The organism is Maricaulis parjimensis (assembly GCF_016817355.1).
GTDB lineage: Bacteria > Pseudomonadota > Alphaproteobacteria > Caulobacterales > Maricaulaceae > Maricaulis > Maricaulis parjimensis.
This window is the reverse complement of sequence record NZ_JADOTT010000003.1, coordinates 323218-346558: the sequence shown is the minus strand read 5'-3', so window position 1 is coordinate 346558 and position 23341 is coordinate 323218. Positions and strand designations below refer to the sequence as shown.

Annotated in this window: 19 protein-coding genes; 6 read left to right on the top strand and 13 right to left on the bottom strand. The window is 61.8% G+C overall.

The features are described from left to right. Position 1: 1 nt before the first annotated feature. On the bottom strand, positions 2 to 652 hold the full coding sequence (locus tag I0K07_RS07335) for an EF-hand domain-containing protein (protein WP_203292183.1): 651 nt from the start codon (positions 650 to 652) through the stop codon (positions 2 to 4). A gap of 166 nt (positions 653 to 818) precedes the next feature. On the opposite strand from I0K07_RS07335, the gene I0K07_RS07330 reads away from it, so the two are divergent. Together I0K07_RS07330 and I0K07_RS07325 are read left to right on the top strand one after the other, a co-directional pair. After that, a complete protein-coding gene (locus I0K07_RS07330; RefSeq protein ID WP_203292182.1) occupies positions 819 to 1904 on the top strand; it encodes a Kelch repeat-containing protein in 1086 nt (361 codons plus the stop codon). A gap of 65 nt (positions 1905 to 1969) precedes the next feature. After that, positions 1970 to 3256, top strand: a complete 1287-nt coding sequence (locus I0K07_RS07325; protein WP_203292181.1) for an exonuclease/endonuclease/phosphatase family protein — start codon at positions 1970 to 1972, stop codon at positions 3254 to 3256. Positions 3257 to 3259: 3 nt separating this feature from the next. On the opposite strand, the gene I0K07_RS07320 is transcribed toward I0K07_RS07325, so the two are convergent. The 5 genes from I0K07_RS07320 to I0K07_RS07300 form a co-directional block, all read right to left on the bottom strand. Further along, the gene (locus tag I0K07_RS07320; protein WP_203292180.1) at positions 3260 to 3715 is read right to left on the bottom strand and encodes a DUF2269 family protein; all 456 of its coding nucleotides are present in this window, start codon (positions 3713 to 3715) and stop codon (positions 3260 to 3262) included. Beyond that, entirely contained in the window at positions 3715 to 5010 is a 1296-nt protein-coding gene (locus I0K07_RS07315) for an NAD(P)H-binding protein (RefSeq protein ID WP_203292179.1), read from the bottom strand. The genes I0K07_RS07320 and I0K07_RS07315 overlap by 1 nt, the downstream gene beginning before the upstream one ends. A 26-nt stretch (positions 5011 to 5036) precedes the next feature. Then, on the bottom strand, positions 5037 to 6086 hold the full coding sequence (locus I0K07_RS07310; RefSeq protein ID WP_203292178.1) for an SMP-30/gluconolactonase/LRE family protein: 1050 nt from the start codon (positions 6084 to 6086) through the stop codon (positions 5037 to 5039). 122 nt (positions 6087 to 6208) lie between these two features. Then, positions 6209 to 6712: a single-stranded DNA-binding protein gene (locus I0K07_RS07305; protein WP_203292177.1), complete on the bottom strand. Its 504-nt coding sequence runs from the start codon at positions 6710 to 6712 to the stop codon at positions 6209 to 6211. Between the two features lie 418 nt (positions 6713 to 7130). Beyond that, the gene (locus I0K07_RS07300) at positions 7131 to 8585 is read right to left on the bottom strand and encodes a hypothetical protein (RefSeq protein ID WP_203292176.1); all 1455 of its coding nucleotides are present in this window, start codon (positions 8583 to 8585) and stop codon (positions 7131 to 7133) included. Positions 8586 to 8852: 267 nt separating this feature from the next. Here I0K07_RS07300 and uvrA point away from each other — a divergent pair, with 267 nt between their 5' ends. Next, entirely contained in the window at positions 8853 to 11726 is a 2874-nt protein-coding gene (uvrA, locus tag I0K07_RS07295) for an excinuclease ABC subunit UvrA (protein WP_203292175.1), read from the top strand. Between the two features lie 10 nt (positions 11727 to 11736). Here uvrA and I0K07_RS16040 read toward each other — a convergent pair whose 3' ends face one another. The 5 genes from I0K07_RS16040 to I0K07_RS07270 form a co-directional block, all read right to left on the bottom strand. Further along, the gene (locus tag I0K07_RS16040; protein ID WP_203292174.1) at positions 11737 to 12807 is read right to left on the bottom strand and encodes a CPBP family glutamic-type intramembrane protease; all 1071 of its coding nucleotides are present in this window, start codon (positions 12805 to 12807) and stop codon (positions 11737 to 11739) included. Positions 12808 to 12859: 52 nt separating this feature from the next. After that, positions 12860 to 13735, bottom strand: coding sequence for a hypothetical protein (locus I0K07_RS07285; protein ID WP_203292173.1), 876 nt, complete (start codon positions 13733 to 13735; stop codon positions 12860 to 12862). Between the two features lie 91 nt (positions 13736 to 13826). Then, positions 13827 to 14855, bottom strand: coding sequence for a hypothetical protein (locus tag I0K07_RS07280; protein WP_203292172.1), 1029 nt, complete (start codon positions 14853 to 14855; stop codon positions 13827 to 13829). 95 nt (positions 14856 to 14950) lie between these two features. Continuing rightward, complete coding sequence (locus tag I0K07_RS07275) at positions 14951 to 15844, bottom strand: hypothetical protein (protein ID WP_203292171.1); 894 nt, start codon at positions 15842 to 15844, stop codon at positions 14951 to 14953. Positions 15845 to 15915: 71 nt separating this feature from the next. Beyond that, positions 15916 to 17094, bottom strand: a complete 1179-nt coding sequence (locus tag I0K07_RS07270; RefSeq protein WP_203292170.1) for an energy transducer TonB — start codon at positions 17092 to 17094, stop codon at positions 15916 to 15918. A 132-nt stretch (positions 17095 to 17226) separates the two neighbouring features. Here I0K07_RS07270 and I0K07_RS07265 point away from each other — a divergent pair, with 132 nt between their 5' ends. Both I0K07_RS07265 and I0K07_RS07260 read left to right on the top strand, forming a co-directional pair. Continuing rightward, positions 17227 to 18507 carry a YjgN family protein gene (locus I0K07_RS07265; protein WP_203292169.1) on the top strand — a complete coding sequence of 427 codons (1281 nt, stop codon included), beginning with the start codon at positions 17227 to 17229 and terminating at the stop codon, positions 18505 to 18507. Beyond that, positions 18497 to 19786, top strand: a complete 1290-nt coding sequence (locus I0K07_RS07260) for a M48 family metallopeptidase (RefSeq protein WP_203292168.1) — start codon at positions 18497 to 18499, stop codon at positions 19784 to 19786. The genes I0K07_RS07265 and I0K07_RS07260 overlap by 11 nt, the downstream gene beginning before the upstream one ends. A 24-nt stretch (positions 19787 to 19810) precedes the next feature. Here I0K07_RS07260 and I0K07_RS07255 read toward each other — a convergent pair whose 3' ends face one another. Both I0K07_RS07255 and I0K07_RS07250 read right to left on the bottom strand, forming a co-directional pair. Further along, the gene (locus tag I0K07_RS07255; protein ID WP_203292167.1) at positions 19811 to 20914 is read right to left on the bottom strand and encodes a hypothetical protein; all 1104 of its coding nucleotides are present in this window, start codon (positions 20912 to 20914) and stop codon (positions 19811 to 19813) included. Positions 20915 to 21003: 89 nt separating this feature from the next. Next, a complete protein-coding gene (locus tag I0K07_RS07250; RefSeq protein WP_203292166.1) occupies positions 21004 to 21837 on the bottom strand; it encodes an energy transducer TonB in 834 nt (277 codons plus the stop codon). A gap of 122 nt (positions 21838 to 21959) precedes the next feature. Between I0K07_RS07250 and trmFO the strand changes: the two genes are divergently transcribed. Further along, positions 21960 to 23336, top strand: a complete 1377-nt coding sequence (trmFO, locus tag I0K07_RS07245; protein WP_238934639.1) for a methylenetetrahydrofolate--tRNA-(uracil(54)-C(5))-methyltransferase (FADH(2)-oxidizing) TrmFO — start codon at positions 21960 to 21962, stop codon at positions 23334 to 23336. Positions 23337 to 23341: the final 5 nt, after the last annotated feature.

Genomic DNA, 23341 nt, shown 5'->3' with positions numbered 1-23341 from the left:
GTCAGCCCTCGTCTGAGGCCGTCATCTGGCGGCCGCCCGGCCGGTCATAATTCCAAGCCGTCAGGAATTCGGCCCATTCCACCCGGCCATCGCCATCCGTGTCGATGTCGTCGAAGGCTTCCGCCACGGAGTCCCGGGCGCTTTCCTCGGCCTCGGCGATGATGGATTCGACATATTCAGGGCTCAGGAATTCCTCCTGGAAGCGCGGGCCGAATTCGGCCAGGGCGTCCTGCATGGAGCCCACCGCTTCGGCGCGCAGTTCCGGCCCGAGCCGGCCATCTTCGGTCAAACCGGCCTCGTGATAGAGGTCGATCAGGTTGAACGCACCATCGCCGTCCCGGTCAATGGACGCGAAACTGGTTTCGGGATCATGCACATCCGCTGTGGCAGGCTGGACTGTCAGCAGGGCGCTGGCACCGAGGGAAAACATCAAAAGCGTGGAAGCAGCGAGACTCATCGGAAACTCCGTAATCTTGTTGAGGATACGGGGTCCCCGCCCGGCCTGAGGCGCCACCGGATAGGCCTCCACGAAATCGCGCACCACTTCGCTGGCGGTCAGCCCCTTTTCGCGGCAAGCCTCCATGAAGGCCTGCTTGGCAGAATATCCGAGGCGGATCTCGAGCGATTCAGATTGTTTTTCGCGGCGTGTCATCCGGTGATACTACTCTCTTGCCGGGCCAACAGGACCCGGGGTCCAGCTGGCGTGTTTCCGACGCTGATTGGAACAAAACTGGCGTCCCGAAGCGAGAAAAAACCTGTCCGGACAGGATTATCTTGCTGTAATCATTGGGACAGAACGACAGGTCGGGGAGACCGGAATGATCAGGATTTCACGTCGCAGCGCGCTTCTGGGCGCCGGAGCCGCCCTTGTCGGGACGAATCCGGTGATGGCGATGAGGCGGTGCACCGTCCCGCCGACCGATGGCTGGCGTGCACGAACGAACCTTCCGGTGAAAATACAGGAAATCTATCCCGCAGTTCTGGATGGTCGGATCTATGTCGCCGGCGGTCTTCAAGCCGCAAACGGTGATGATGTGGACAGTATCAGCGATGCCCTCCACGTCATGCGAACGGTCCATGATCAGGGCGCGGAGATTGCGGCGGGCGGCATACCCTACATGATCTGCGACTTCGCATGGGGTGCCCGCTCCTCCCTTCCCGAGCCGCGTCACCATCCCAATCTCGTCGGCCATGCCGGGGCTGTGTATGCCATTGGGGGCTTCCATGCCGTCGAGGGCGGGATTTGGGGCATGCTGGCGACAAATACGCGCTATGATCCGGACGCTGACAGCTGGACCGAAATGGCGCCCCTGCCGGAACCCTTTGCGGAGACTTGTGCCGTTTCGCTGGACGGGATGATCCATGTCGCCACGGGCCGGCAGCCAGCGGGTGAAGCCAATGCCCAATGGACCGATCACACCGACAGCGGCGCGCATTTCGTCTATGATGCCGGGGCCGATAGCTGGCACACCGCTGCGCCCAATCCCAATCCGCGCAATTCAGCGGCGGGTGTGGTGCTGGACGGGCGTTTTCATGTCGTGGCCGGACGCACCGTCGCCGATGGCAACCAGGCCCATCACGAAGCCTATGATCCGGCGAGCGACAGCTGGCAGAGCCTGGCACCGATGCCACAGGCTCAGGGGGGGCTGGCGGCGGCCGTGTCGGGCGGCAAGATCTACGCTTTTGGCGGGGAATGGTTTGATGATGGCGGCGGGGTCTACCCGAATTGCTGGGTCTATGATCCGCAGAGCGACAGCTGGAGCGCCGGACCGGACATGCGGAGCCCGCGCCATGGTTTGGGCGGGGTGGCGATCGATAACACCATCTATTCCATCGGCGGCGCGCTGCAGGCGTCCGGGCGGCAGACAACCGGCCTGGTAGAAAGCTTCACGCCCCGGACCTGATCCCCCCTCGCCCCTCCCCCTGAAAGCGAGTAAACTCGCCCGGACAATTTCAGCGGGAGGGCGCGATGGGGGAGTTCACGGCAGCGGAATGGACGCGGATCAATGCGTTGCTGGATAGTGATCCGGCCCGCTACGGGTTTCCGGCCCGGCGCGATGACAGTGTGATCCTGTCCTCTTTCAACATCCGCAAGCTGGGCACGCTGAGCACGAAGTCGGACGGCGCCTTTCGGCTGTTGGCGCGCTATGTGAAGGCCACCGACCTGCTGGCCATCCAGGAAATCCAGGACAATCTGGAAGCGCTGGGTTTCCTGAAAGATCTGTCCGGCGACCGCTACGGCCTGGCGGTGTCCGATGTGACAGGCGCCATTCCCGGCCGGGACGGGCTGATCGAACGACTGGGCTATCTCTTCCGCTGGGACACAATCGAGCGGACCGAAGTCGCGTCAGACATCTCCTATGACCGCTCCGCCGTGCAGGACAATCTCCTGACCCACCGGCTGGATTTCGGCGAGGCGCTGAAGGCCCGGGAAGTGGAGTTGGCCGCCTTCGCCGCGGACCGGGAACTCTATGAGGAAGCAAAGGCGGCGAAGAAGCGCGGCGAAGATGTCGAGGTCCCGTCAGAGCCGGAGATGCCGGCTTTCAAACTCCCCCACTTCCTGACCTTCATCCGCGCGCCCTATTGCTGTTCCTTCCGGGTGAAGCCGCTGGGTGCTGCTGAACCCTATGAATTCCTGGCCGTGAATGCGCACCTTCTCTATGGCGATGCTTCGGCCCAGAAAGCGGAAAGGCGCGCGGAGTTCTTTGCCCTGCTGGACTGGATCTATACGCGGGTGAAGAAGCGCGACCGGACCTATCACCTCAATTTCATCCTGATGGGAGATCTCAATCTGGACTTTGACGACCCGGTTGAGGACCGCCGGGAGATCGAGGACTTCATCAAGACGATCGATCAGGAATTCCTGAAGTCCAAAATATCTGCCCGCGTGAATTTCCCCTTCTTTGATGCGCATCCGGAGCGCGGTCCAAACTGGCCCCTGCCCGACGGCACACCAGGGCCGTTCCGCACCAATGCCCGGCTGGACCAGACCTATGACCAGATCGGCCTGTTCGCCCATGACAAGCGCCTGCCCAACCACAAGGCCAATGCCAAGGCCGGCTCGGTGGAGGGCGGGTTTGACTATGGCATGTTCGATTTCGTGCGGCTCTTCCTGGACGCAATGCATGGTCCGGACGAAACCATCGACACGCTGAGCAGTGCTCAGCGCAAACGCTTCTTTGCCAAGTTCGAGCATGATTTTTCCGACCACATGCCGATCTGGATCCGCCTGCCCAAGCCGCGCCCGGGGATGTAGGGATCAGCCTCCGGGCTTGGTGATCATCAGCCAGAATATCCCGATCAGGGCGGCAAAAGCCGGCCAGCCGAGGATGAACCAGACGCGCATGAGCCGATTGATGCGTGCAAGATCAGCCTCCTGTTGCAGCAGGGTTTTTACCCGGTACTGGATCCAAACGACCGGCAGCCAGCAGGCGCCGATGAAGGCATAAAGGGCATAGGTCGCCAGCAGCCAGGCCGAGCTCAGCGGCCAACCAGCCAGATGCGCCAGGGCGATGCCGGACAAGGGCTGGACAACCACAGCCGTGGCCGTGAACACCCAGTCAGCCAGCACGACATGGCGAGCGGTCAACCCGAAAGCGGCCCGGTCTTTGGACCGCCAGGCCATCAGCATGAAGAAGGCGATGCCCATTCCCGTCCCGAACAGGACACTGGCGGAGAGGATGTGGACCAGGCGGATGAGCGGGTAGAGCTCCATCAGCGCTCATCCTCGGTGCCGGCAATCATCAGGGCGAGCGCCATCATCGGGAAGACTTTCAGGATGGGCCCCAGCGCGTCCGCCCAGAGGACGGGATAGGTCCAGGACAGCGTCACGATATAACCGAAAGTGCCCAGGATCATGATCGCCGCGATACTGCGAACGCGCCATTTGGCGATCATGGCCACCCCCACGGCGATATCAAACAAGGATCCGAACCAGAGCAAGGGGGGTCTGGAAACGGCATCAAACCCGGCCTCGGTGAGGACCTGGTAGGCATGCTCTTTCGCAATCGTCAGGGAGAGCACGCCCGTGAGCAGCCAGTAGAGGCCCAGCACCCAGCGTGCCAACGGCCGGGCAAAGCCGAGCCGGGCCTGCCAGCGGTCTTGAACGCCGGCGGGATGGGCGGACAGCCAGGCCTGAAATCCGGAGGGTTTCGCACCGGTTATCCGCATCCAATCTTCGGGATTTCCCTCGACGTCGAAATCGAGCTGTTTGAGGGAATTGGTCCGCATTGACGTGCGCACACCCATCCAGCCGAGCAGGTCCCCGAACCAGAATGCTGGCCGGGCCAGCCAGCGCGGCACGGACCAGATGCGCGTCTCGCCAAAGCCGAGCCAGCGGCGATAGGCCCGGACGAGCTCGTCAAAGCGCACCGGGTCGGGTCCGGCGAGATCGAAACTCTGGCACGAAGGCGCGTCGGGCTCGACCAGTTGGGCGACGGCCGCGCAGACATCCTCCATGGCGATGGGCCGGAAGACCTGCTCGCCGCCGACAACGGGCGTGAGAAAGGGCACACCGCACAGGGAGCGGATCAGGGCCGTGCCGCCATAGACATTGCGGGCCACGACCAGGGAGGGCCGCAGGATGAGCCAATCGAGATCACGATCCTTGAGGGCCGCCTCCCCGGCCAGCTTGTCGCGGGAATAGGCTGACCCGGACGCATCCTCCACGCCGACGGCAGAGATGTGAAGGACGCGGCGGACGCCCTTTTCCTCGCAAGCCTGGAACAGGGCGGCGGCCCCTTCGACATGGACGGCGCGGCTGTCATCACCCAGCCCGTCCTGCAGGACACCGACGCAATTGACGACGGCGTCGACACCCTCAAGCCGGGACCGCCACTCCTCGACGCGGTCGGTGCGGAAATCGCAGGCGATCCAGTCCAGATCGGGGAGCCGGCGGCGGGCCTGATTGACCCCGCGCGCAGCCGCGATCACCTCATGGCCGGCAGCCTGGAGATGGGCGGCAATGTGCGACCCGATGAAACCCGACGCTCCGGCAACCAGTATGCGCATGCCCGTCCCTCCCTGAGAGGACGCATCTAGTCGGGAGTCGCGAAAATCGTGAAGCCGTCGCGGTCCAGACCGCTCATCCAGAGCTCGTCATTCCAGACGGTCACGCCGGTGACCCCATCCGCCGGGGAAACGGGACCCTGGACGATATGGCGGACCTCACCCTCCGGCGTTACGGCAACAACGAGAGGGGGACGATCCGGCAGTTCCGGCAGGCCATTGATCTGCAGCAGACGCCAGACGAGACGTTTGACAAGAGGCTTTCCATGCAAGGCATCCAGATCCGCCGAGCGCAGGGATGGCAGGGCCGACCAGATCAATCCTGTTTCCGCATCGAATTCGAGATTGTCGGGATAGCCGGGCAGGCCCTCGACCAACACATCCATGACGCCGGTATCAGGGTTCAGCGACCAGATGCGGCCTGTCCAAGTCTCGTTGACGTAGACGATTCCGGTCGCGGGATCATGGTCAACGCCATTGATGAAGGCGAGCCCCTCGGCCAGCACGGAATACTCGCCCGGTGCCGAGACCGAGAGGATGCGACCGGTCTGGTCGGCCTCCAGGAAGGACATGATGTGATCGCCATAAGCATGGCGCAGCGAGGCATCGGTGAGAATGATGCGGCCATCGTCCAGCACAGTGAGGTCATCGGTGAAAACCAGCGGACCGCCTGCGGACCGGTCTGCGAGCCAGACCTCCCATCCCTGCCCGTCCCAGCGCAACAGGCCGCGCAATGCGTCGGCCACGAAGAGATCGCCATCCGGACCGAAGGCCAGCCCCAGAGGCCGGCCGCCCGTGTTCGCCACATCCAACCATTGACCGTCCGGCGTGCGCATCATGATGCGGCCATCGGCGAGCGAGGTGTAGAGATTGCCATCCGGCCCCGGCTCGACATCCTCGGCGCCGTGCAGATCCGTACGCTCAGTGCGCAGCGGTTCGGTCACGGCGTCCATGCGGGCCGTCAGGGCCGCCTGCTCCGGCACAATGTCCAACCGCATGGCCGCGATCGAGCCCGGCCCGTAGAGCGCCAACCCCAGCACAACGCCCAGCACGCCAATGATGATCAGGATGATCCGCATGGCTTCCCCCCTTAACAAGTTGGGCCGCAGCATTGCCGGTGCGGCCCAACTTGTTAAGGGGCAAAAAGAAACCCCGGCCAGGACGGCCGGGGTTTCCGAATGCTTCGTACCGGGAGACGCTCCTAGAAGGGGATCTCGTCGTCCAGGTCATTGCGGCTGAAGTCTTCCTTCGGGCCGTCCATGGAGCGCTGGCCGCCGCCACCGCCGGAACCGCCGCCACCAAAGCTGTCATAACCGCCGCTGTCGGAGCTCTGGAAGGAGCCACCGCCCTCATTGCGGCCATCCAGCATGGTCAGCTCGCCACGGAAGCGCTGCAGCACAACCTCGGTGGAGTATTTCTCCTGGCCGTTCTGGTCGGTCCATTTGCGGGTCTGCAGCTGGCCTTCCACATAAACCTTGGAGCCCTTCTTGAGATAGTTCTCCGCGACCTTGGCCAGATTGTCGTTGAAGATCACGACACGGTGCCATTCGGTCTTCTCCCGGCGCTCGCCGGAATTCTTGTCGCGCCAGCTTTCGGAGGTGGCGACCGACAGATTGACGACCGGATCGCCATTATTCATGCGGCGGATCTCCGGATCGCGTCCCAGATTGCCGACCAGGATTACCTTGTTGACGCTTCCCGCCATCGCCCACATCTCCATTTTCTGCGGCAGGCCTTTACGGCCGGCCGATATTTGTTCACATTCTGTTCCGCCGATCAAGGTCGGCGAGTCGCAGGGAGTTTGAGCGGAGGGGCCCAACAGAGTCCAGAGCGCGCAATCAGGCAATCCACGAAGGATGGCAGCGCAGCTATGGTAGAACTTCGTAATAGTTATTTTCGCCGCGCGGGCATTCCTCCCTCAGAAGAATTGCACAACGACGCAAAGAAGGCTCGTCTGTTCCAAATGCTTGGACCGTATGTCCACAACGGTCACATAAGACCTCAACACCCTCAATGTCGGCGCGGTATTCCCCTTCCATTTCAACATACTCTGTTGATGTTTTTACCTTCAAAAAACCACCTCACTGGAAATGATCAGATCAAACTAAAAAGAAGAAGAAAATCTACTCACTCAGCTTCGTAATCCCAAGAGTGTTGTTTATTTGGCTTCGAAGATTTTTTAGCCCACGACCTTCACTGGGCGTTTTTGGCAACGTTATTGATTCTAGCCCAATAAAATCACCCCGCGCCTCTAGACGAATATGTTTGTTATCAGATTTTTCGAAATAGCCATGACGGGAAAGAACAGATGCTATTTGTTTTGCAACCTTCTTTGGATCCTTCGTAGCACGGATCAAGTCCTGGTTAAGCTCTGCCAGTGCAGGTGACACCTTCAATTTGTCTAATAAACTTCCAAACACTACCTTGGACCTCTGATCGAGCCCGACTTGGTCAGATACTGAAAGGCTAACCTTGGCAGCAAGTCTCAAACGGTCCGAAATTTCGCCCGAGTAGACTTCTGGCCCCAACAGTCGCACCAAATTGTCCATCGAAAACTGTTCGTCGTCAGCTCCAACGCCCGTTGAAGGAAAACTCATCACTTGACGTTCCAGGTCGCCAATGCGGTCCTGTAGGTTTGCGATTTCTTCCAGAAATAACTGTTCGCTCTCGTCTGATGTAAGCCTGCTCTTGTCGCGTAACCTTTGCGCTCTGAGGGCCTGCTCTTGTAGCTCAGTCCAGTCCCAACCAGACGCCGGCATTTTTCCACGAAGGTCCGATGCAGCGGCTTTAGCAACAGCGGCAAGTCCAGAACCGTCTTGAATCTGCCAGCCAAGGTAAAAGCGCCTAACAATTCCAAGGTTCGGAACAGAAAGTGCGATAGTTCCTCCATAGGCATTGCTAGCCTCGCATGCATCACGGAGTTGAAATGAGAACGACCTCGATGGCTCAACCACCACGTGAGCCAATCCACCAAGGTCATATGCCAACTTGTCTATCTCTTGGGAAGACAACAACCAGGCACCATCAGCAACCGCAGAAACATACAATACAGGCAGCCAATGCGTCGCACGCCCCAACGTCACAGCCTTTGCTGTAGCTAAGCCCCCTTCATCGTCAGGCAAAAAAACAGGTGAATCGCTGATTGCAAGCTCTCCATCTGCTGCACCCCAGCCATTCTTAAGCATTGCCTTGATCAAGTAGGGCTTTCGAGGTCGCTCGAGACGGGCGTCGGGCTCTAACGCCAAGCATTGCGTCCTAAACCGAACATGATCTTGATCAGTTTCACACTGCCCTCGTCTCAGCACTGCTTCGGTACGCCAAAGTCGCCCTTCTGAGTCGGGAAAGTCGTGACGAAACCCAATCGCTCGCCACTCATCGCCATCAGAATGCTCTCGAAATCTCAGCTCCTCGCCATCGCTTGAACGCAAATGTGCATTTTCAGCGTCCATATCTTTGAAGGCATCAGAATTCAGAACGTTGCTGTAAGATGTGCCCTGCAGCCAAGCGATCACTTCTGCAACGAAGGCCGCACGGTTTGGCCGCTTTGCGACCGGAAATTCTGTAGCAAATGGAACCATTGATTGAAGTTCGTCAATCTTCCCCTTCTGGTCAACATCTAATCAGATTCATACAAGCGCTCGTTATTTTTTTGGGTTTCTTTCCCTTCAGCGCAATGGCGCTCGCATGATCAAACGATGAACCTGGACAGCACCCTACCTTGCCTCCCCCACCCTCCTGCCTACGTTATGTCAGGAGTGCGGTGGCTGCGGCTGGACGCTCCGGCACCACCTCTCTAAAGCTTTTCCGCTTCCGGCTTTCCTCTTCTAAAGGGACACGACCACCGCATGGCGCTTGAAAAAATCCGCGTACAGGGTGCGCGCGAGCACAATCTGAAGAATGTGTCTGTCGAGCTGCCGCGCGACAGTCTGATCGTGTTCACCGGCCTGTCGGGCTCGGGCAAATCCTCCCTCGCCTTTGACACGATTTATGCAGAAGGCCAGCGCCGCTATGTGGAAAGCCTGTCGGCCTATGCCCGCCAATTCCTGGAGTTGATGGCCAAGCCGGACATGGATTCGATCGAGGGCCTGTCTCCGGCCATCTCCATCGAGCAGAAGACCACGTCGAAAAATCCGCGCTCCACCGTCGGCACGGTCACCGAAATCTATGACTATATGCGCCTGCTCTGGGCGCGTGTCGGCGTGCCCTATTCGCCCGCGACCGGCCTGCCGATCGAAAGCCAGACGGTGAGCCAGATGGTCGACCGTCTGATGGCACTGGAAGACGGTTCGCGCCTCTACCTGCTGGCCCCCGTCGTGCGCGGCCGCAAGGGCGAATACCGCAAGGAATTCGCCGAATGGCTGAAATCCGGCTTCCAGCGTGTGAAGGTGAATGGCGAATTCTACACGCTGGAAGAGGCGCCGACGCTCGACAAGAAGTTCAAGCACGATATCGACGTCGTCGTGGACCGGGTCGTGATCAAGGAAGGGCTGGAAAGCCGGCTGGCCGACAGTCTGGAAACCGCGCTGAAACTGGCTGACGGGATCGCTGTCGCCGAGTTTGCCGGCAAGACCGACGAGAAGGGCAATCCGGAACGCATCGTCTTCTCCGAGAAATTCGCCTGTCCGGTTTCCGGTTTCACCATCGAGGAAGTCGAACCGCGCCTCTTCTCCTTCAACAATCCGGTCGGCGCCTGCCCGAGCTGTGACGGTCTGGGCCAGTCGCTCAAATTCGACGAGGATCTGGTGATCCCCGATCGCGACAAGCCGCTGTCCGATGGCGCGATTGCGCCGTGGAGCCGGGCGACGTCGAAACTCTACCAGCAGACGCTGCAGGCCCTGGCGGAGCATTTCGGCGGCGACATGTTCCAGGCCTGGCGCGACCTGCCTGAGGAATTCCGCAAGATCGTCCTGTGGGGCACGAAGGAGAAGGTCACCTTCGTCTATGAGGACGGGCTGCGGAAATTCGAGACGCAGAAACCCTTCGAGGGCGTGATCCCGAATTTGGAGCGACGCTGGCGCGAGACGGATTCAAGCTGGGTGCGCGAGGATCTTTCCCGCTTCCAATCCTCCCAGCCCTGCGAAACCTGTGGCGGCCGCCGCCTGCGCCCGGAAGCGTTGAGCGTGAAGATCGATGGCCAGGATATCTCCCACGCCTCGGAACTCTCCATCCGTCATGCGGAAGCCTGGTTCACCGCCCTGCCGGAACATCTGACCGCCAAGCAGATGCAGATCGCCGAGCGGATTCTCAAGGAAATCCGGGAGCGTCTGAAATTCCTGGTCGATGTGGGTCTGGACTATCTCACCCTGGACCGCGCCTCCGGGACGCTGTCGGGCGGGGAAAGCCAGCGCATCCGCCTGGCCAGCCAGATCGGCTCGGGCCTGACCGGCGTGCTGTATGTGCTCGACGAGCCCTCGATCGGCCTGCACCAGCGCGACAATACCCGCTTGCTGGAAAGCCTGCAGGGACTACGCGATCTGGGCAATACGGTGATCGTGGTCGAGCATGATGAGGATGCCATCCTGACGGCCGACTATGTCGTTGATCTGGGTCCGGCCGCCGGTGTGCATGGCGGCGAGATCGTGGCCGAGGGCACGCCCAAGGAGATCATGGCCAATCCGGACAGCCTGACCGGGCAATACCTGTCCGGTGTTCGCCGGATCGAGGTTCCAGAGAAACGCCGCAAGGTCGACAAGAAGCGGATGGTGAAAGTCGTCGGCGCGACCGGCAACAATCTCAAAAGCGTGGATGCGGCCTTCCCGCTGGGCGTGATGACCTGTGTCACTGGTGTGTCCGGTGGCGGCAAGTCGACCCTGACGATCGAAACCTTCTACAAGGCCGCCGCCCGCAAGCTGGCCAAGGCCCAGCAAGTGCCGGCCCCGCACGACAAGATCGAAGGACTGGACCAGCTGGACAAGGTGATCGATATCGACCAGTCGCCGATCGGCCGCACGCCGCGCTCCAATCCGGCAACCTATACCGGCGCCTTCACCCCGATCCGCGAATGGTTTGCCCAACTTCCCGAGGCCAAGACGCGCGGCTACAAGCCGGGCCGTTTCTCCTTCAATGTGAAGGGTGGGCGCTGTGAGGCCTGCCAGGGCGATGGCGTGGTGAAAATCGAGATGCACTTCCTGCCGGACGTGTTCGTGCCCTGCGATGTCTGCCACGGTAAACGCTTCAATCGCGAGACGCTGGAAATCCAGTTCAAGGGCAAGTCCATCGCCGATGTGCTGGACATGACGGTCGAGGAAGGCGCGGACTTCTTCAAGGCCGTCCCCGCCGTGCGCGACAAGATGGAAACGCTCAAACGCGTCGGCCTGGGCTATGTGAAAATCGGCCAGCCCGCGACCCAGCTCTCCGGCGGTGAAGCCCAGCGCGTGAAACTGTCCAAAGAGCTCTCCAAGCGCGCCACTGGCAAGACGCTCTACATTCTCGACGAACCGACAACGGGCCTGCATTTCGAGGATGTCCGCAAGCTCCTGGAAGTCCTGCACGAACTGGTCGAGGCCGGAAACTCGGTCGTCGTCATCGAGCACAATCTGGACGTCATCAAGACGGCCGACTGGCTGATCGATCTGGGTCCGGAAGGCGGCGATGGCGGCGGCCGGATCGTCGCCGAGGGCACGCCGGAGAGTGTTGCCGACGTCGAGGAAAGCTGGACCGGCCGCTATCTCGCTCCGATGCTGGAACGGGCGAAGGAATTGCGGAAGAAAGCAGGCTAGGCCTGGCCCCTCAGATCAGACGGACTTCCTCGTTCGGCGCGTCTTCCGTTTCCATTTGAGGAGCAGAAGGTCCGGGTTTTCGGACCTGCTGGGGCGCCTGCGTCAGACGTTTCCGCAGCACCCAGGCCAACGCCAGGGTCAAGATGGCAAAAACAATCGGATCAGCCAGATCGGGCCAGGTCAGGAAGACCGTGTCACCCTCCCCGTAATCGGCGGACCAGTTCAGCGCGTCCATGATCGCGCCTCCGACAGGCTGGTCCGGTGACAGCCCGATATTGTCCAGCGACAGGCCGACAATGATCCAGATATTGAAACCGGCATGCAGGCCTGCGGCCAGGTAGAGGGAGCGCTGCCAGATCGCCACCAGGCAGAAGAAGATGCCGGACAGCATGATGGCGCCAATCCAGAACCCGCCGATCAACCAGCCATCCTCGTAGAATTGCATGTGGTAGAGGCCGAACAGGAGGCTGCTCGCCAAGCAGGCTATTCCAGCCCCCCAGCGCAGGCTCATGGCGGACAGGAGCCAGCCCCGGAACACGATTTCCTCGAACCAGGCATAGGCCCAAAGACTGGCCGCCAGCAGGCCCAGCAGGATCATGTCGCGCGGGGCCAGTGCCTGCCAAGTCCGCCAATAGGCCTGCAGGCCCGGATAGGGATCAACGCCTTCGCCGAACCACAAGCTGAGTGCCCATCCCGCCACGCCGATCAGCCAGGCGATTCCGGCGCCGATGAGAAGCCCGGAAATCTGGCGCAGAAAACCGAAGCGAACCGGCAGGCCGATACTGTCACGACCACGCCCCTCCACATGCCGGATCCAGGCCGTGACCATCCAGAAGCCCAGCACTGCCATGATGGCCATGTAGAGAATTTCGATCTCAACCATCATCCGCTGATTGGAAAAGTCATAGGCAAGAGGCGCGGCAGCCACGGCGGCCATAATGAAAGCGGCCAGCCCCGCGATCAGCAGAGCCAGTCCGCCCATCAGGGCGAAAGGCGTCAGCCAGGCACGCACCCGCCAGGGTTCAGCGACCGGTGCGAACAAGGCTTCGGGGCCCTGCCATGTCGAGACGAGCCATTTCACCGGGACAGGCCCGGCTTGGGGAAGTGTGCAAGGGGGGCTGATGTCATGCCCGTCAGTCCTCGGCCTCGATCCGGGCTTCTTCGCTTGCGATCGCCCGTGTCCAGTCATCATCCCGGCCACTAATGGCCAGGGCGAAATAGGCCGACATGCCATAGCCCAGCAGGGCGATCGGCAAGTTCATGAGCGCGGACACCGCGGCATAGGGAAAGATCTGGTCCAGGCCGAGCCGGTCGCCGGTCAGCATGGCCTGCATCATGTCCTGCTGCAGGGAGAGCGCCGGGACCAACAAGCCGACCGCCATGATCACAAGATTGGCGACAAAGGACGCAACCACGATGACAAGACCACTGAGAAAAGCCTGTCCGACATGACCCTTCATGCCATCCCAGGCTCGTTGCACAGCAAATTGACGCGTCATGGCACTGAGCGCGACGGCCGGCGTCAAGCGGACCAGGGCGTAGAGCAGTCCAATGCCCAGCGGCAGGAATAACAGGTTCAGAATGAGGAAGCCCTGATGGATGGCTGAGAGGCTTAGTATCACGGCCACAAGGACCCCGGGCACGAGCAATACGGTCAGCGTCAGAGCCAGGGCGACCAGCAACGCCCACAATTCCTCTGCGCCAAACCGGACAGGAAGCCAGCCCACATCCTGACCGGTTGTGAGGAGTCGCATCCAGGCAACAAAGGGAATGATCCAGAACAGGAAGGCCAGCGGCAGCACGGCAAAACTCTGGATCATATAGCCCAGAGTCGCTCCCTCCGACGCCCCGTTGCCCATCGGAGGCGTGGGCTGCATCCAGAGTTGCAGCGTGACCCCGCCGGTCATCCAGACAGCCGTCCAGCCCAACAGAAGCCAGAAAGCACGCGGCCGGATGCGGCCAACCAGGAATGCCATCGCCACCGCATTCATCGGGTTGATATTGGTCATGTTTCCCCCTCCTGTCCCCAGAAGAGGGCTAACATGCACCTGCAATCAGAGCCAGCAAAAGCGCCAGCTGCACGCAGCTTGTAGCGTGAACTTACCCCTCGCTCGGGCTGGCGCCCAGCGGGTGGCCCTTGTCCAAGTGGGACGGGTCCGTGGCGGCGCTGGCATCGTCATCATTGCGGATGGCGTTATAGGCGCCGACCGAGTGCCACATGGCTTCCATGACGATCTGCGAACCATAGCTGACCAGGAAGGCCGCGATCAGGCTGATCCGGCCCGTGGTGGAATTGAGCGCGGCGCCAAACATGTCGAACACGACTTGCGGGTCTTCACTGCCATCCATGGTGTTGAGCTGTTCCAGCAGCGGCATGAAAGCGCCCAGCAGCACCATTTGTGTGACGATCCCGATCACCGAGGAGACCACCATCATCATCACCCAGACGGCGAGATAGGCGACCAGCATCTGCCAGAACACACCCTTGGTGGCAGTCCAGCTCTCGAAGAAGCGGAATTGGCCCTCGCGCACGGTCATGGCCGGAGCAGACGCCAGTTTGACCGACAAGACGAGAATGGCTCCGAACACGCCAATGAAGACCAAGATGCCCAAGAGGACGGCGGCACCGCCACCCCCGTCTGCGCCGACCAGGGCCCCGCCGACACCGGCGAAGACGGCGACCAGAATGATACCGGCATAACCTGCCAGGATCAGAATGAGATACATGATGTTGACGCCGAACAGACGCACTTCGTCACCGCCGAAGCGGAAGGGGATGACCGGCTTCACCTCACCCTTGGTGAGGTAACGCAGCCAGGCCCCCTGCACGGCGAGCGAAACCATGATGCCGAACGGCACGGACAGGGCGAAAAAGCCGAAAAAGGGTCCCAATATGCCCAGCACCCGGCTGAAGGCTTCGCTCTCATCCAGCGTGCCATTGGCGTCGGCGATAGCCAGTTCAAACAGGCCGGAAATGGCCGGCCAGAGGATGAAGAAGCTGGCAATGGTCAGGCCGCCGACCAGGGCAAGCTGGCAAATGCCGATCCAGATCGCGCCGCGCGGATTGCGGCTGAGACAATTGAAGAAGTGCAGGATGGCTGCACCGAGATCGAATGGCTTCGCGGTCATGATGGCTCCCTCCACGCCGGTCATGGTGAGAGCCTATCATGCGCGTTTCGCGTGCACGCACCAGAGGGATGTGTGCGCCCAATATCCCGCCCGGTCTATTGCGGCGAAAGCGCTTTCATCCGGTTCTGGTAGATATAGGCGTAGAGCCCTGAAAAGACGGGGACATTAATGGCAGAGAACAGGCCAAGCCAGAGCGAGTACTCGCGCATCCGCATCATGCCGGGAGCTGTTGCATTCTCCTCACCCAGCAGATGCGCCACGTCGAGGATCCGCTGTCCCAGCAAACCGCTGATGGCTTCGTAGAGACCCAGCTCTATCAGGATGGGCAGGCCCGCGGGCAGGAGGCAAAGCACGATGCGCCAGCCATTGCGGTCGCTGAGCGGCCAGACCTTCATCACCCGGATGGCCCGCTGGTCGATCGTCGCCGGCAGGGAGAGTACCAGCCGGCCGGTTAGCCATACGACAATCGCCATCGCTCCCAGGCCCAAGGCAATCACCGCCACCCAGTCAGCCCTTCCCATGTAGGAAACGGCCTCCATCAGGTCGAAACCGGTTTCTTCCGGGTCCAGACCGGCGCGTTCCAGCGCCATGCCGGCCACTGTGCCGAACACCGTGCCCCAGAACAGGAAGACCAGAACGAAGACAATCGCCGTCAGCAGGGCGACCAGAAGCGAAACGATGAAGACACGGAACTCGTCGCGCCCCAGCTGCAAACCCATCCAGCCGGAGAAATCGCCCCGCACGGCCATGCGCAAGGCCGCTGCCGACAGGGCAATACTGGCGATGATGCTGGCAATGGAGACCAGCATGACCAACGGTTGGAAGCCCGGATCCAGCGTGCCCGTGACCAGTCCCTGCGTCAGAAAGAGATAGAGCGCATAGGCCACCGTATAGGGCAGGCCCGCGATCAGGATCGGCCGCCAGTGCGCAAGGAAGAAGGCATAGGCGGCAAACACGCTGCGCAGGATCGGAATGGCGGTCGGGGTCATGGGCGTCTCCGCTGGATGTGCGCCAGAGATACCCTGCCCCGCCACGGGATCAAGCGCGACGCGCGGTCGCGCTATTCATTCATGCGGTAGTCGAAACGGGTTTCGAGGCCTTGGTGGGGAACCGGTTCGCCATCCCGGGTTGCCGGCTGATACCGCCAACGCCGAACCGCCTCCACCGAGGCATCGTCGAAAATTCCAGGCGGGAATGACCCGATGACCTCGACATTCTCGGTCCGGCCGTCCGCTGTCACGTCAAACCGCACATAGACCACGCCATCGAGGTCAGACACGGCGGCTTCGTAGGGATAGCGTGGCTCGCGGCGCGTCAGCGGTTCGGCATCGCAACAGGGTCGATCGGGCTCTGGCTCTCCGACCACGCTCGAGGCGAGCTCATCGGCTGCGGTATACCGCTCCGCATGGAACGGATTTTGGTCAAGGCGCGCATTGAGCCGCGCGAACGCCGCGTCTGTTTCAGCGTCATCCGCGTGATACAGATTCAACCGGGCCGAGGTGTAGGCGGCACGAAGCGTTGATGCGTTGGCATGATCCGGATCCACGTCTGACAGGACATCCTGCGCCATGTGGAGCGAATAGGTCGCCCGTTCGAAATCCTGGTCGAGCGTCTGGGCCACACCCGCATAAAGCTGGGCGAGCCCGTAGCGCGTATCCGGCTCGGTCAAAGAGGCTTCAAAGAGATTGACGGCCTCCGTAGCAGCCATGCCCGCATCAGCAATCTGCCCTCGCCCCATCGCGGTAAGCGCCCGCGTCAGATAGGCATCACCCGCAAAATCACTGGCCGAGGAAAAGTCGCCCTCCAGATCATCGAGCGCCCGCACAGCGTTGCGCGAACAGGCATAGGCGTCTGATGCATCCGAATTGCGCAGGGCAATGAGAGCGGCATTGTGCCAGCGCCAGGCCCGGTCGACCGGGTCGACTTCAGCACGATCCGACAGGCGGGCGGATTCGCGCCAAGCATCCTGGGCCGTTTCCAGATCACCATTGGCCGACGCGGCAAAACCGTGATTCTCCGCCAGGACCGCCAGCGTGCCCTCATCGATGCGCGCGCGCTCACCCGCTTCATGGGCCCGGCTCGCGGCTTCCAACAGAGCCACCGCATCACCGGCATCCAGCGCGGTCTGGTAGTCCTGATAGGCTGAAGCCACATCATCCGGAAGCCCCTGCGCGTGGGCTGCACCCATCGCCAGCGTGATCCCGGCGATGATCGTGAAATGTCTGATCAATGTGCGCATGTTTATCCCCCAGTCGCAGACAGGATGCCGACAGGTCGCACCACGTCAAGTTGTTTGCAAGCCCGGCCTTTCCCGTTGACCCGCTCACCGGCACGGCTAACGTGACCGGACCGAGTGTGTTGGGGGCGTGGCATGAGTGATACGGAAAACGGATCGGCAGGCGGGGATGAGGCCGGTGCGGAACAGCCGGCTGAGGGCACGACGCCCGAAGCGGCTCAATCAGAGGCTTCAACGGCCGGTGCCGGCGCGGAAGCGCCCGCCGAGCCGCCAGCCGAACCGCCTGCAGAGCCACCCGCCGCTGATGCGGAAACCGCATCCGGGGAACCGCCGGAAAGCCTTGTTTTCAGTCAGCACGCCACATGGGGCGGGATTGTCCCGATCACCCTGCTCAATGCCTTGCTCAACATTATCACGCTGACGCTATGGCGCTTCTGGGGGCGGACCCGTGTGCGGCGCTATCTCTGGTCCAGCACGACCGTGAATGACACGCCGCTGGAATATACCGGCTCGGGCTGGGAGCTTTTCCGGTCCTTCATCATCGTCATGCTGGCCATCTTCCTGCCCATCTATGCGCTGATGTTCGCCGGCCAGCTCCTGCTGCCGCCCGAGCAATTCATGCTCTATTTCGGCCTCGCCTATCTGCCCATCCTGCTCTTCTTCTCCTGGCTGCTGGGCATGGCGGTCTGGGTGGCCCGGCGCTATCGCCTGTCGCGGACGACCTGGCGGGGCATACGTCTGGGCCAGACCGGATCGGCCAACCGTTTCGCCTGGGCCTCAGTCGGCTATTCCATCCTCACTTCGATCACGCTGGGCTGGTTTGCGCCGGCCGCAGAGATGCGCCTGACGCGCCTTTTGTGGGCTGACAGCTTCTATGGCGACCGGCGTTTCAAAGTGCCTGCCAGCGAAGAGGGGTTGGCCGGGCCGACCTATGGCGCTTTTGCCCTGGCCTGGATTTCCGGCGTGGTCGGCTATTTCGCCTTCATCGCGGTCTACATGTTTCTCGTCTGGGATACGATCGAGGCAGGCGGGCAGCCGGACTTCGACATCGTCCTTCTGGTCAAAATCTATGCCGCCCTGCTGGTCTACATGATCATTGTCGGCGTGTTCAGCCTGCCCTATGCGGCGGCCCTTCTGCGCCGCAAGGCCGAGATCGTCACATTCGAAGGCGTCACCTTCTCGATCAAGGCGACCACGCTGGGCCTGGGCTGGATCTATGCCGGGAATTTCCTGATTGTCGCCCTGACCCTCGGCCTTGGCCTGCCGATCGCGCAGATGCGCCTGTGGCGCTATATTTTCAACCGGCTGGAAGCGCAGGGCGAGATCGATATCGCCGCGATCCGCCAGAATGCAGACAAGGGACCGAAGTCCGGCGAAGGTCTCGCCGATGCCTTCGATATCGGCAATGTCATCTGATCCGGCACCCATCATTGGCCAGTTCGCCGACGGCGACACGGCCCAGATTCACACCGTCACGGTGGCGGTCGAGGATGATCGCCTCGCCCTGACGGGCGACAGTCTGCGCCTGTATTGGCGGATCAAACGCCTGCGCCGCCTGCCCGATCGGCCGGACGGGTCCGTGGTGATCAGTGAAGACCAGTCGGACGCCCGCCTGAGCCTGGATCCGGACAATGCCGCCCGGCTGCGTCCGCTTTTGCCCAAGCTTCTGGATGACCGGAAAATCCGCCGCGGCACCTGGATGCTGGGCGGATCCCTGACGGCCCTGGCCGCCGGGCTGGCCGGTTTCATGGTCTATGGACTGCCGCTGCTGTCGACCCCGCTGGCCCATGCCGTGCCGCTGGATGTGGAAGCGCGCCTGGGAGCTCGCTCCAACCAGTTCGTCGCCTGGTTCACCGATGAATGCGAAACGCCGGAGGCGGCCCAGGCCGCGCTGGATTCGCTGGGTGACCGGCTGGAGACGGTGTCCCAAAGCCCGTTCGAGCTGAAACTGCGGATCGTCGACGCCCCCTTCCCGAATGCCTTCGCCCTGCCCGGCGGCTGGATCGTGGTGACCGATGATCTGATCGACATGATGGAAAGCCCGGACGAGCTGGCCGGTGTTCTGGCTCATGAGGCTGCCCATGTCGCCCAGCGGCATGTCATGGCGGCCCAGTTGCGCGAGATGGGCGCCGGCGTCCTGCTGGAATTCCTGATCGGCGGCGGCACCGGGGCCGGACAGGAGATTGCCCGCACCGGCGCGACACTGGAAAGCCTGCGCCATTCCCGCGCCGCCGAGGCCGAGGCTGATGATTACGCACTGGCCTATCTGGAGGCCGCCGACATGAATCCAGAAGCCTTGGCCGACTTCTTCGACCGGATGCAGTCCGTGTTCGAGGAGTTGGAAGCTGAGGCCGAAGATGAAGAGGACGCGGCGGAGGATGATTCAGTCCGCTCCCACCAGGAACGTGCCGAAGACTGGCTGCGCGCCACGCTGCGCACCCACCCCGACACGACCCGCCGTGCCGACACCGCCCGCGAGGCGGCGGCCGGGCTGAGCTGGTCCGGTGCCGCCGTGATGAGCGATGAAGACTGGGCCGCCCTGGATGCGGTCTGCGAAACCGGCGTGCGCATCAATGACACGGCCATGGAACGCGCAGCGGACCGGATCGCCGATGTCTTGAGCCAGCCGGGCAAGGATGAGGACGAGGCGGTGTCTGACGAAGTCGATGCCCAGCCGGGTGAAGAGCAAGAATGAGGCGAAGCGGTTGCCTCGAGCGCACTAATCAGAGAGCACAGTATCAAGGAAATAGGCTGTTTCGACCCGCCCCCGTGCCGTGAACCGGACTCCCCCGCGCCCTTCCGAAAGCTCTGCGAGACCAAACAGGTCGACACGCCGGACAGTATAAACGGACGCGTCAGCCTCGCACTGCGGACGGAACCCAGACTCGCGAATGGCCTGCCGGACGCTCCGCAAATAAGCTCGCTCTTCACGCCCCTCATAATGCATGTCGGTGATGGCAGGTTCGCCGCCGGCGGCCGGAACCTCCAGAAGCGATTCAACGACAGCATACCGATTGCCATTCATCATGGCGCGCATGGGGAACTCGACAAACGCTCCCGGCTCCAGGGTCACCGGTGTTCGTCGCATATAGGCACACCAGACAGGCCGAGTTTGGGGAGCAAACCTCTCGGCTCCGCTTGCACTGTCCTGGAACCCCTCAGTGAGCAGGCCTGACACGCGAGACAACACCGTGTCGCGATAGTCATCCGCCCCATTCTCGTCTGTAACAGACAAGGTCTGGATGGCTTCTTCCATATGGAACCATGCCCGATCAAACTGCTCTTCGGATTGCAGCTGATCGATCAGTGAAACCACCACATTGGTGTAGCGCCGCGCGTCGGGGACGCCCGCCGCCAGCATCTGGTTCACGGCGTCTTCGAGATCTCCAATCCCGGCCCCGTCAAACTCCGCCGCGGTCTGTGGTGGATCCGGAACCAGCATGCCCTCCGTCCACGAACGGTGCGCATGTCCATGACGGGCAGCCAGTCGCAAACCAAAAGGCAAAGCTTGCCCATAGGTGACATGGTCCCCTTCATTGTCCGCAGCCTGCAAGGCGATGCCGACGAGGAGAAGAGCCGTCTCCTCTTCCTGCTGTTCGGCCAGATCGTGCAGTATCGCGATCTCCGGCGCGATTTCCGCAAGGACCTGCCAATCATGAAGCTCAAAATGCGCGTTCACCGCATTTGTACCGAGCGCTTTGAGTGTGTCCGCGTCGACTTGCATTGCCCGACCTGCATGCCAGGCTTCCAGTGCAGCTGTGGCGGCGGCCTGCACGTCGCCGGATTCCTGCGCCTGAGTGTAGCGCACATAGGGCTCGGTCACCGAGGGCGGGAGCTGGGCCTGTGCGTATCCGGAAAGGACGACGCAAAGAAGCGCCAAAACCCCTAAAAAACCTGGGTCTGTTCATGCCGTCACTCCCCTTCAGGCCGACCGGCGAGTTGGAAATCGAACCGCACCAGCAAGTCCTCTTCCCTCACGGCTTGGCCAGTCTGCCGTGCCGGGCGGTAGCGCCACTCGGAAACGGTGGAGATAGACGGCGTGTCGAAAACACCCTCCGGATAGGCATCGGCGATCTCTACATTCTCGACGTCACCGGCCTCGTCTACATCGAACCGGACAATGACATAGCCTTCCACGCCAGCCCGAGCCGCCGTCGCGCCAAAAGGCGGCGTTGGCCGGAAGGCGGGCTCGGCCGGTTCGTAGCCTTCCGGTGGTTCGCCAGGCCGGAGCGCCAGACGCAAATCAAAATGCCGGATTTCGGCTATATAGCGCCAGTTTTCCTGGTTGGGCTCGCCCAGAATCTCTAGCCCGCGGGCCAGACGCGTGCGGGCCAGACCCGGCCGATTGGTATATGCGGCAATACTGGCACTATGTCCCCAGATTGACGACACGGCACCATCGTCCCAACCCGCGCTCCGGTAGACATCTTCAGTCAGGGACCAATGCATTTCCGCCAGTTCGGTTTGATCCGTGTAGTCCGCCAGCTCCGCCACCATGCCTGACATGATCGCGATCATGTCTACGCCGGCCCCCTCCTCCTGTGCTGCGGCCAAAGCCCGTTGAGCAAACGTCAAGGCGGTTTCCGGATCGTCGGCATCGAGGGCTGCCTGCGCCGCACGATACGGGCGCGCAACTGATGAGGGCGCTGGAATTTCGATAGTCTGCGGCTCGCCCGTGCTCTGAGCAGCCACCGGCACCTGCGACAGCCAAAGCCCGAGCAGAAAAACCAGACACAACTTTTTCATGCAACACATCCCCCTGCCCGCATTCCTAGCGCAGACCCGGACGGCAAGAAAGTCTCCACTGACCCCGCTCGCTTGACTTCACAGGGCTGCGGATCGATATGCCGCGGATGACTGATCAAGCGATGAAACCCGTACACGTTATCGGCGGCGGCATGGCCGGTTCCGAAGCTACCTGGCAGCTCGTCTCCCAGGGCGTGCCTGTCATCCTGCACGAGATGCGCGGCGTGGTGGGTACTGATGCGCACAAGACGGACGGGCTGGCCGAACTGGTGTGTTCGAACTCCTTCCGTTCCGACGACCACCAGACCAATGCGGTGGGCCTCCTGCACGAGGAAATGCGGCGGCTGAACTCGATCATCATGGCCGAGGGTGACAATCATCGCCTGCCGGCCGGTGGCGCGCTGGCGGTGGACCGGGACGCTTTCTCCGACGCCGTTACCAAACGGCTGAGCGAGCATCCGCTGGTCACGATCGAGCGGGGCGAGATCCCGGCCCTGCCGCCGGAAGATTGGGACAGTGTCATCATCGCCACCGGTCCGCTGACGTCGGAAAGCCTGTCCAAGGCGATCCTGGACGCAACCGGTGAAGGCGAGCTGGCCTTTTTCGATGCCATCGCGCCGGTGATCCATCGCGAAAGCATCAATATGGACAAGGCCTGGTTCCAGTCGCGCTATGACAAGGGCGAGACGGAAGCGGAGAAGAAGGCCTATCTCAACTGCCCGATGGACAAGGACCAGTATGAGGCCTTCATCGATGCCCTGCTGGCCGCGCCGAAGACCGAATTCAAGGAATGGGAAGAGAACACGCCCTATTTCGACGGCTGTCTGCCGATCGAAGTGATGGCGGAGCGCGGGCGCGAGACGCTGCGGCACGGGCCGATGAAACCGGTCGGTCTGACCAATCCGCATGATCCGACGGTGAAGCCCTGGGCGATTGTCCAGCTGCGCCAGGACAATGCACTGGGCACACTGTTCAACATGGTCGGCTTTCAGACAAAGATGAAATACGGCGCCCAGACCGATATTTTCCGCATGATCCCGGGCCTGGAAGATGCGCAGTTTGCCCGTCTTGGCGGCATCCACCGCAACACTTTCCTGAACTCCCCGCGCCTGCTGGATGACCAGCTGCGCCTGAAATCCCAGCCGCGCCTGCGCTTTGCCGGTCAGCTGATCGGTGTTGAAGGCTATGTGGAGAGCGCGTCCATGGGCCTGCTGGCCGGCCGTTATGCGGCGGCAGAACGCCTGGGCCAGCCGATCACACCGCCGCCGCCGACCACGGCCATGGGCGCCCTGATCGCCCATGTCACCGGCGGTCATCTGGATGCCGGCAAGGGCAGTTTCCAGCCGATGAATGTCAATTTCGGTCTCTTCCCGATGATGCAGGCCCCCTCCCGCGATGAAGAGGGCAACCGCATCCGCGGCAAGGCGAAGTCCGTGGCGAAGAAGAAGCTGATGAGCGCACGGGCTCTGGAGGATTTGGCGGTGTGGTCAGCGAGCTGACCACA

What these genes read in the sequence shown, in the direction of transcription:
- I0K07_RS07270 (WP_203292170.1), bottom strand. Translation starts at nt 17,094, where the DNA reads ATGCGCACATTGATCAGACATTTCACGATCATCGCCGGGATCACGCTG.
- I0K07_RS07305 (WP_203292177.1), bottom strand. Translation starts at nt 6,712, where the DNA reads ATGGCGGGAAGCGTCAACAAGGTAATCCTGGTCGGCAATCTGGGACGC.
- I0K07_RS07325 (WP_203292181.1), top strand. Translation starts at nt 1,970, where the DNA reads ATGGGGGAGTTCACGGCAGCGGAATGGACGCGGATCAATGCGTTGCTG.
- I0K07_RS07315 (WP_203292179.1), bottom strand. Translation starts at nt 5,010, where the DNA reads ATGCGCATACTGGTTGCCGGAGCGTCGGGTTTCATCGGGTCGCACATT.
- I0K07_RS07320 (WP_203292180.1), bottom strand. Translation starts at nt 3,715, where the DNA reads ATGGAGCTCTACCCGCTCATCCGCCTGGTCCACATCCTCTCCGCCAGT.
- uvrA (WP_203292175.1), top strand. Translation starts at nt 8,853, where the DNA reads ATGGCGCTTGAAAAAATCCGCGTACAGGGTGCGCGCGAGCACAATCTG.
- I0K07_RS07280 (WP_203292172.1), bottom strand. Translation starts at nt 14,855, where the DNA reads ATGACCGCGAAGCCATTCGATCTCGGTGCAGCCATCCTGCACTTCTTC.
- I0K07_RS07310 (WP_203292178.1), bottom strand. Translation starts at nt 6,086, where the DNA reads ATGCGGATCATCCTGATCATCATTGGCGTGCTGGGCGTTGTGCTGGGG.
- trmFO (WP_238934639.1), top strand. Translation starts at nt 21,960, where the DNA reads ATGAAACCCGTACACGTTATCGGCGGCGGCATGGCCGGTTCCGAAGCT.
- I0K07_RS07300 (WP_203292176.1), bottom strand. Translation starts at nt 8,585, where the DNA reads ATGGTTCCATTTGCTACAGAATTTCCGGTCGCAAAGCGGCCAAACCGT.
- I0K07_RS07330 (WP_203292182.1), top strand. Translation starts at nt 819, where the DNA reads ATGATCAGGATTTCACGTCGCAGCGCGCTTCTGGGCGCCGGAGCCGCC.
- I0K07_RS07265 (WP_203292169.1), top strand. Translation starts at nt 17,227, where the DNA reads ATGAGTGATACGGAAAACGGATCGGCAGGCGGGGATGAGGCCGGTGCG.
- I0K07_RS07335 (WP_203292183.1), bottom strand. Translation starts at nt 652, where the DNA reads ATGACACGCCGCGAAAAACAATCTGAATCGCTCGAGATCCGCCTCGGA.
- I0K07_RS07250 (WP_203292166.1), bottom strand. Translation starts at nt 21,837, where the DNA reads ATGAAAAAGTTGTGTCTGGTTTTTCTGCTCGGGCTTTGGCTGTCGCAG.
- I0K07_RS07285 (WP_203292173.1), bottom strand. Translation starts at nt 13,735, where the DNA reads ATGACCAATATCAACCCGATGAATGCGGTGGCGATGGCATTCCTGGTT.
- I0K07_RS07275 (WP_203292171.1), bottom strand. Translation starts at nt 15,844, where the DNA reads ATGACCCCGACCGCCATTCCGATCCTGCGCAGCGTGTTTGCCGCCTAT.
- I0K07_RS07260 (WP_203292168.1), top strand. Translation starts at nt 18,497, where the DNA reads ATGTCATCTGATCCGGCACCCATCATTGGCCAGTTCGCCGACGGCGAC.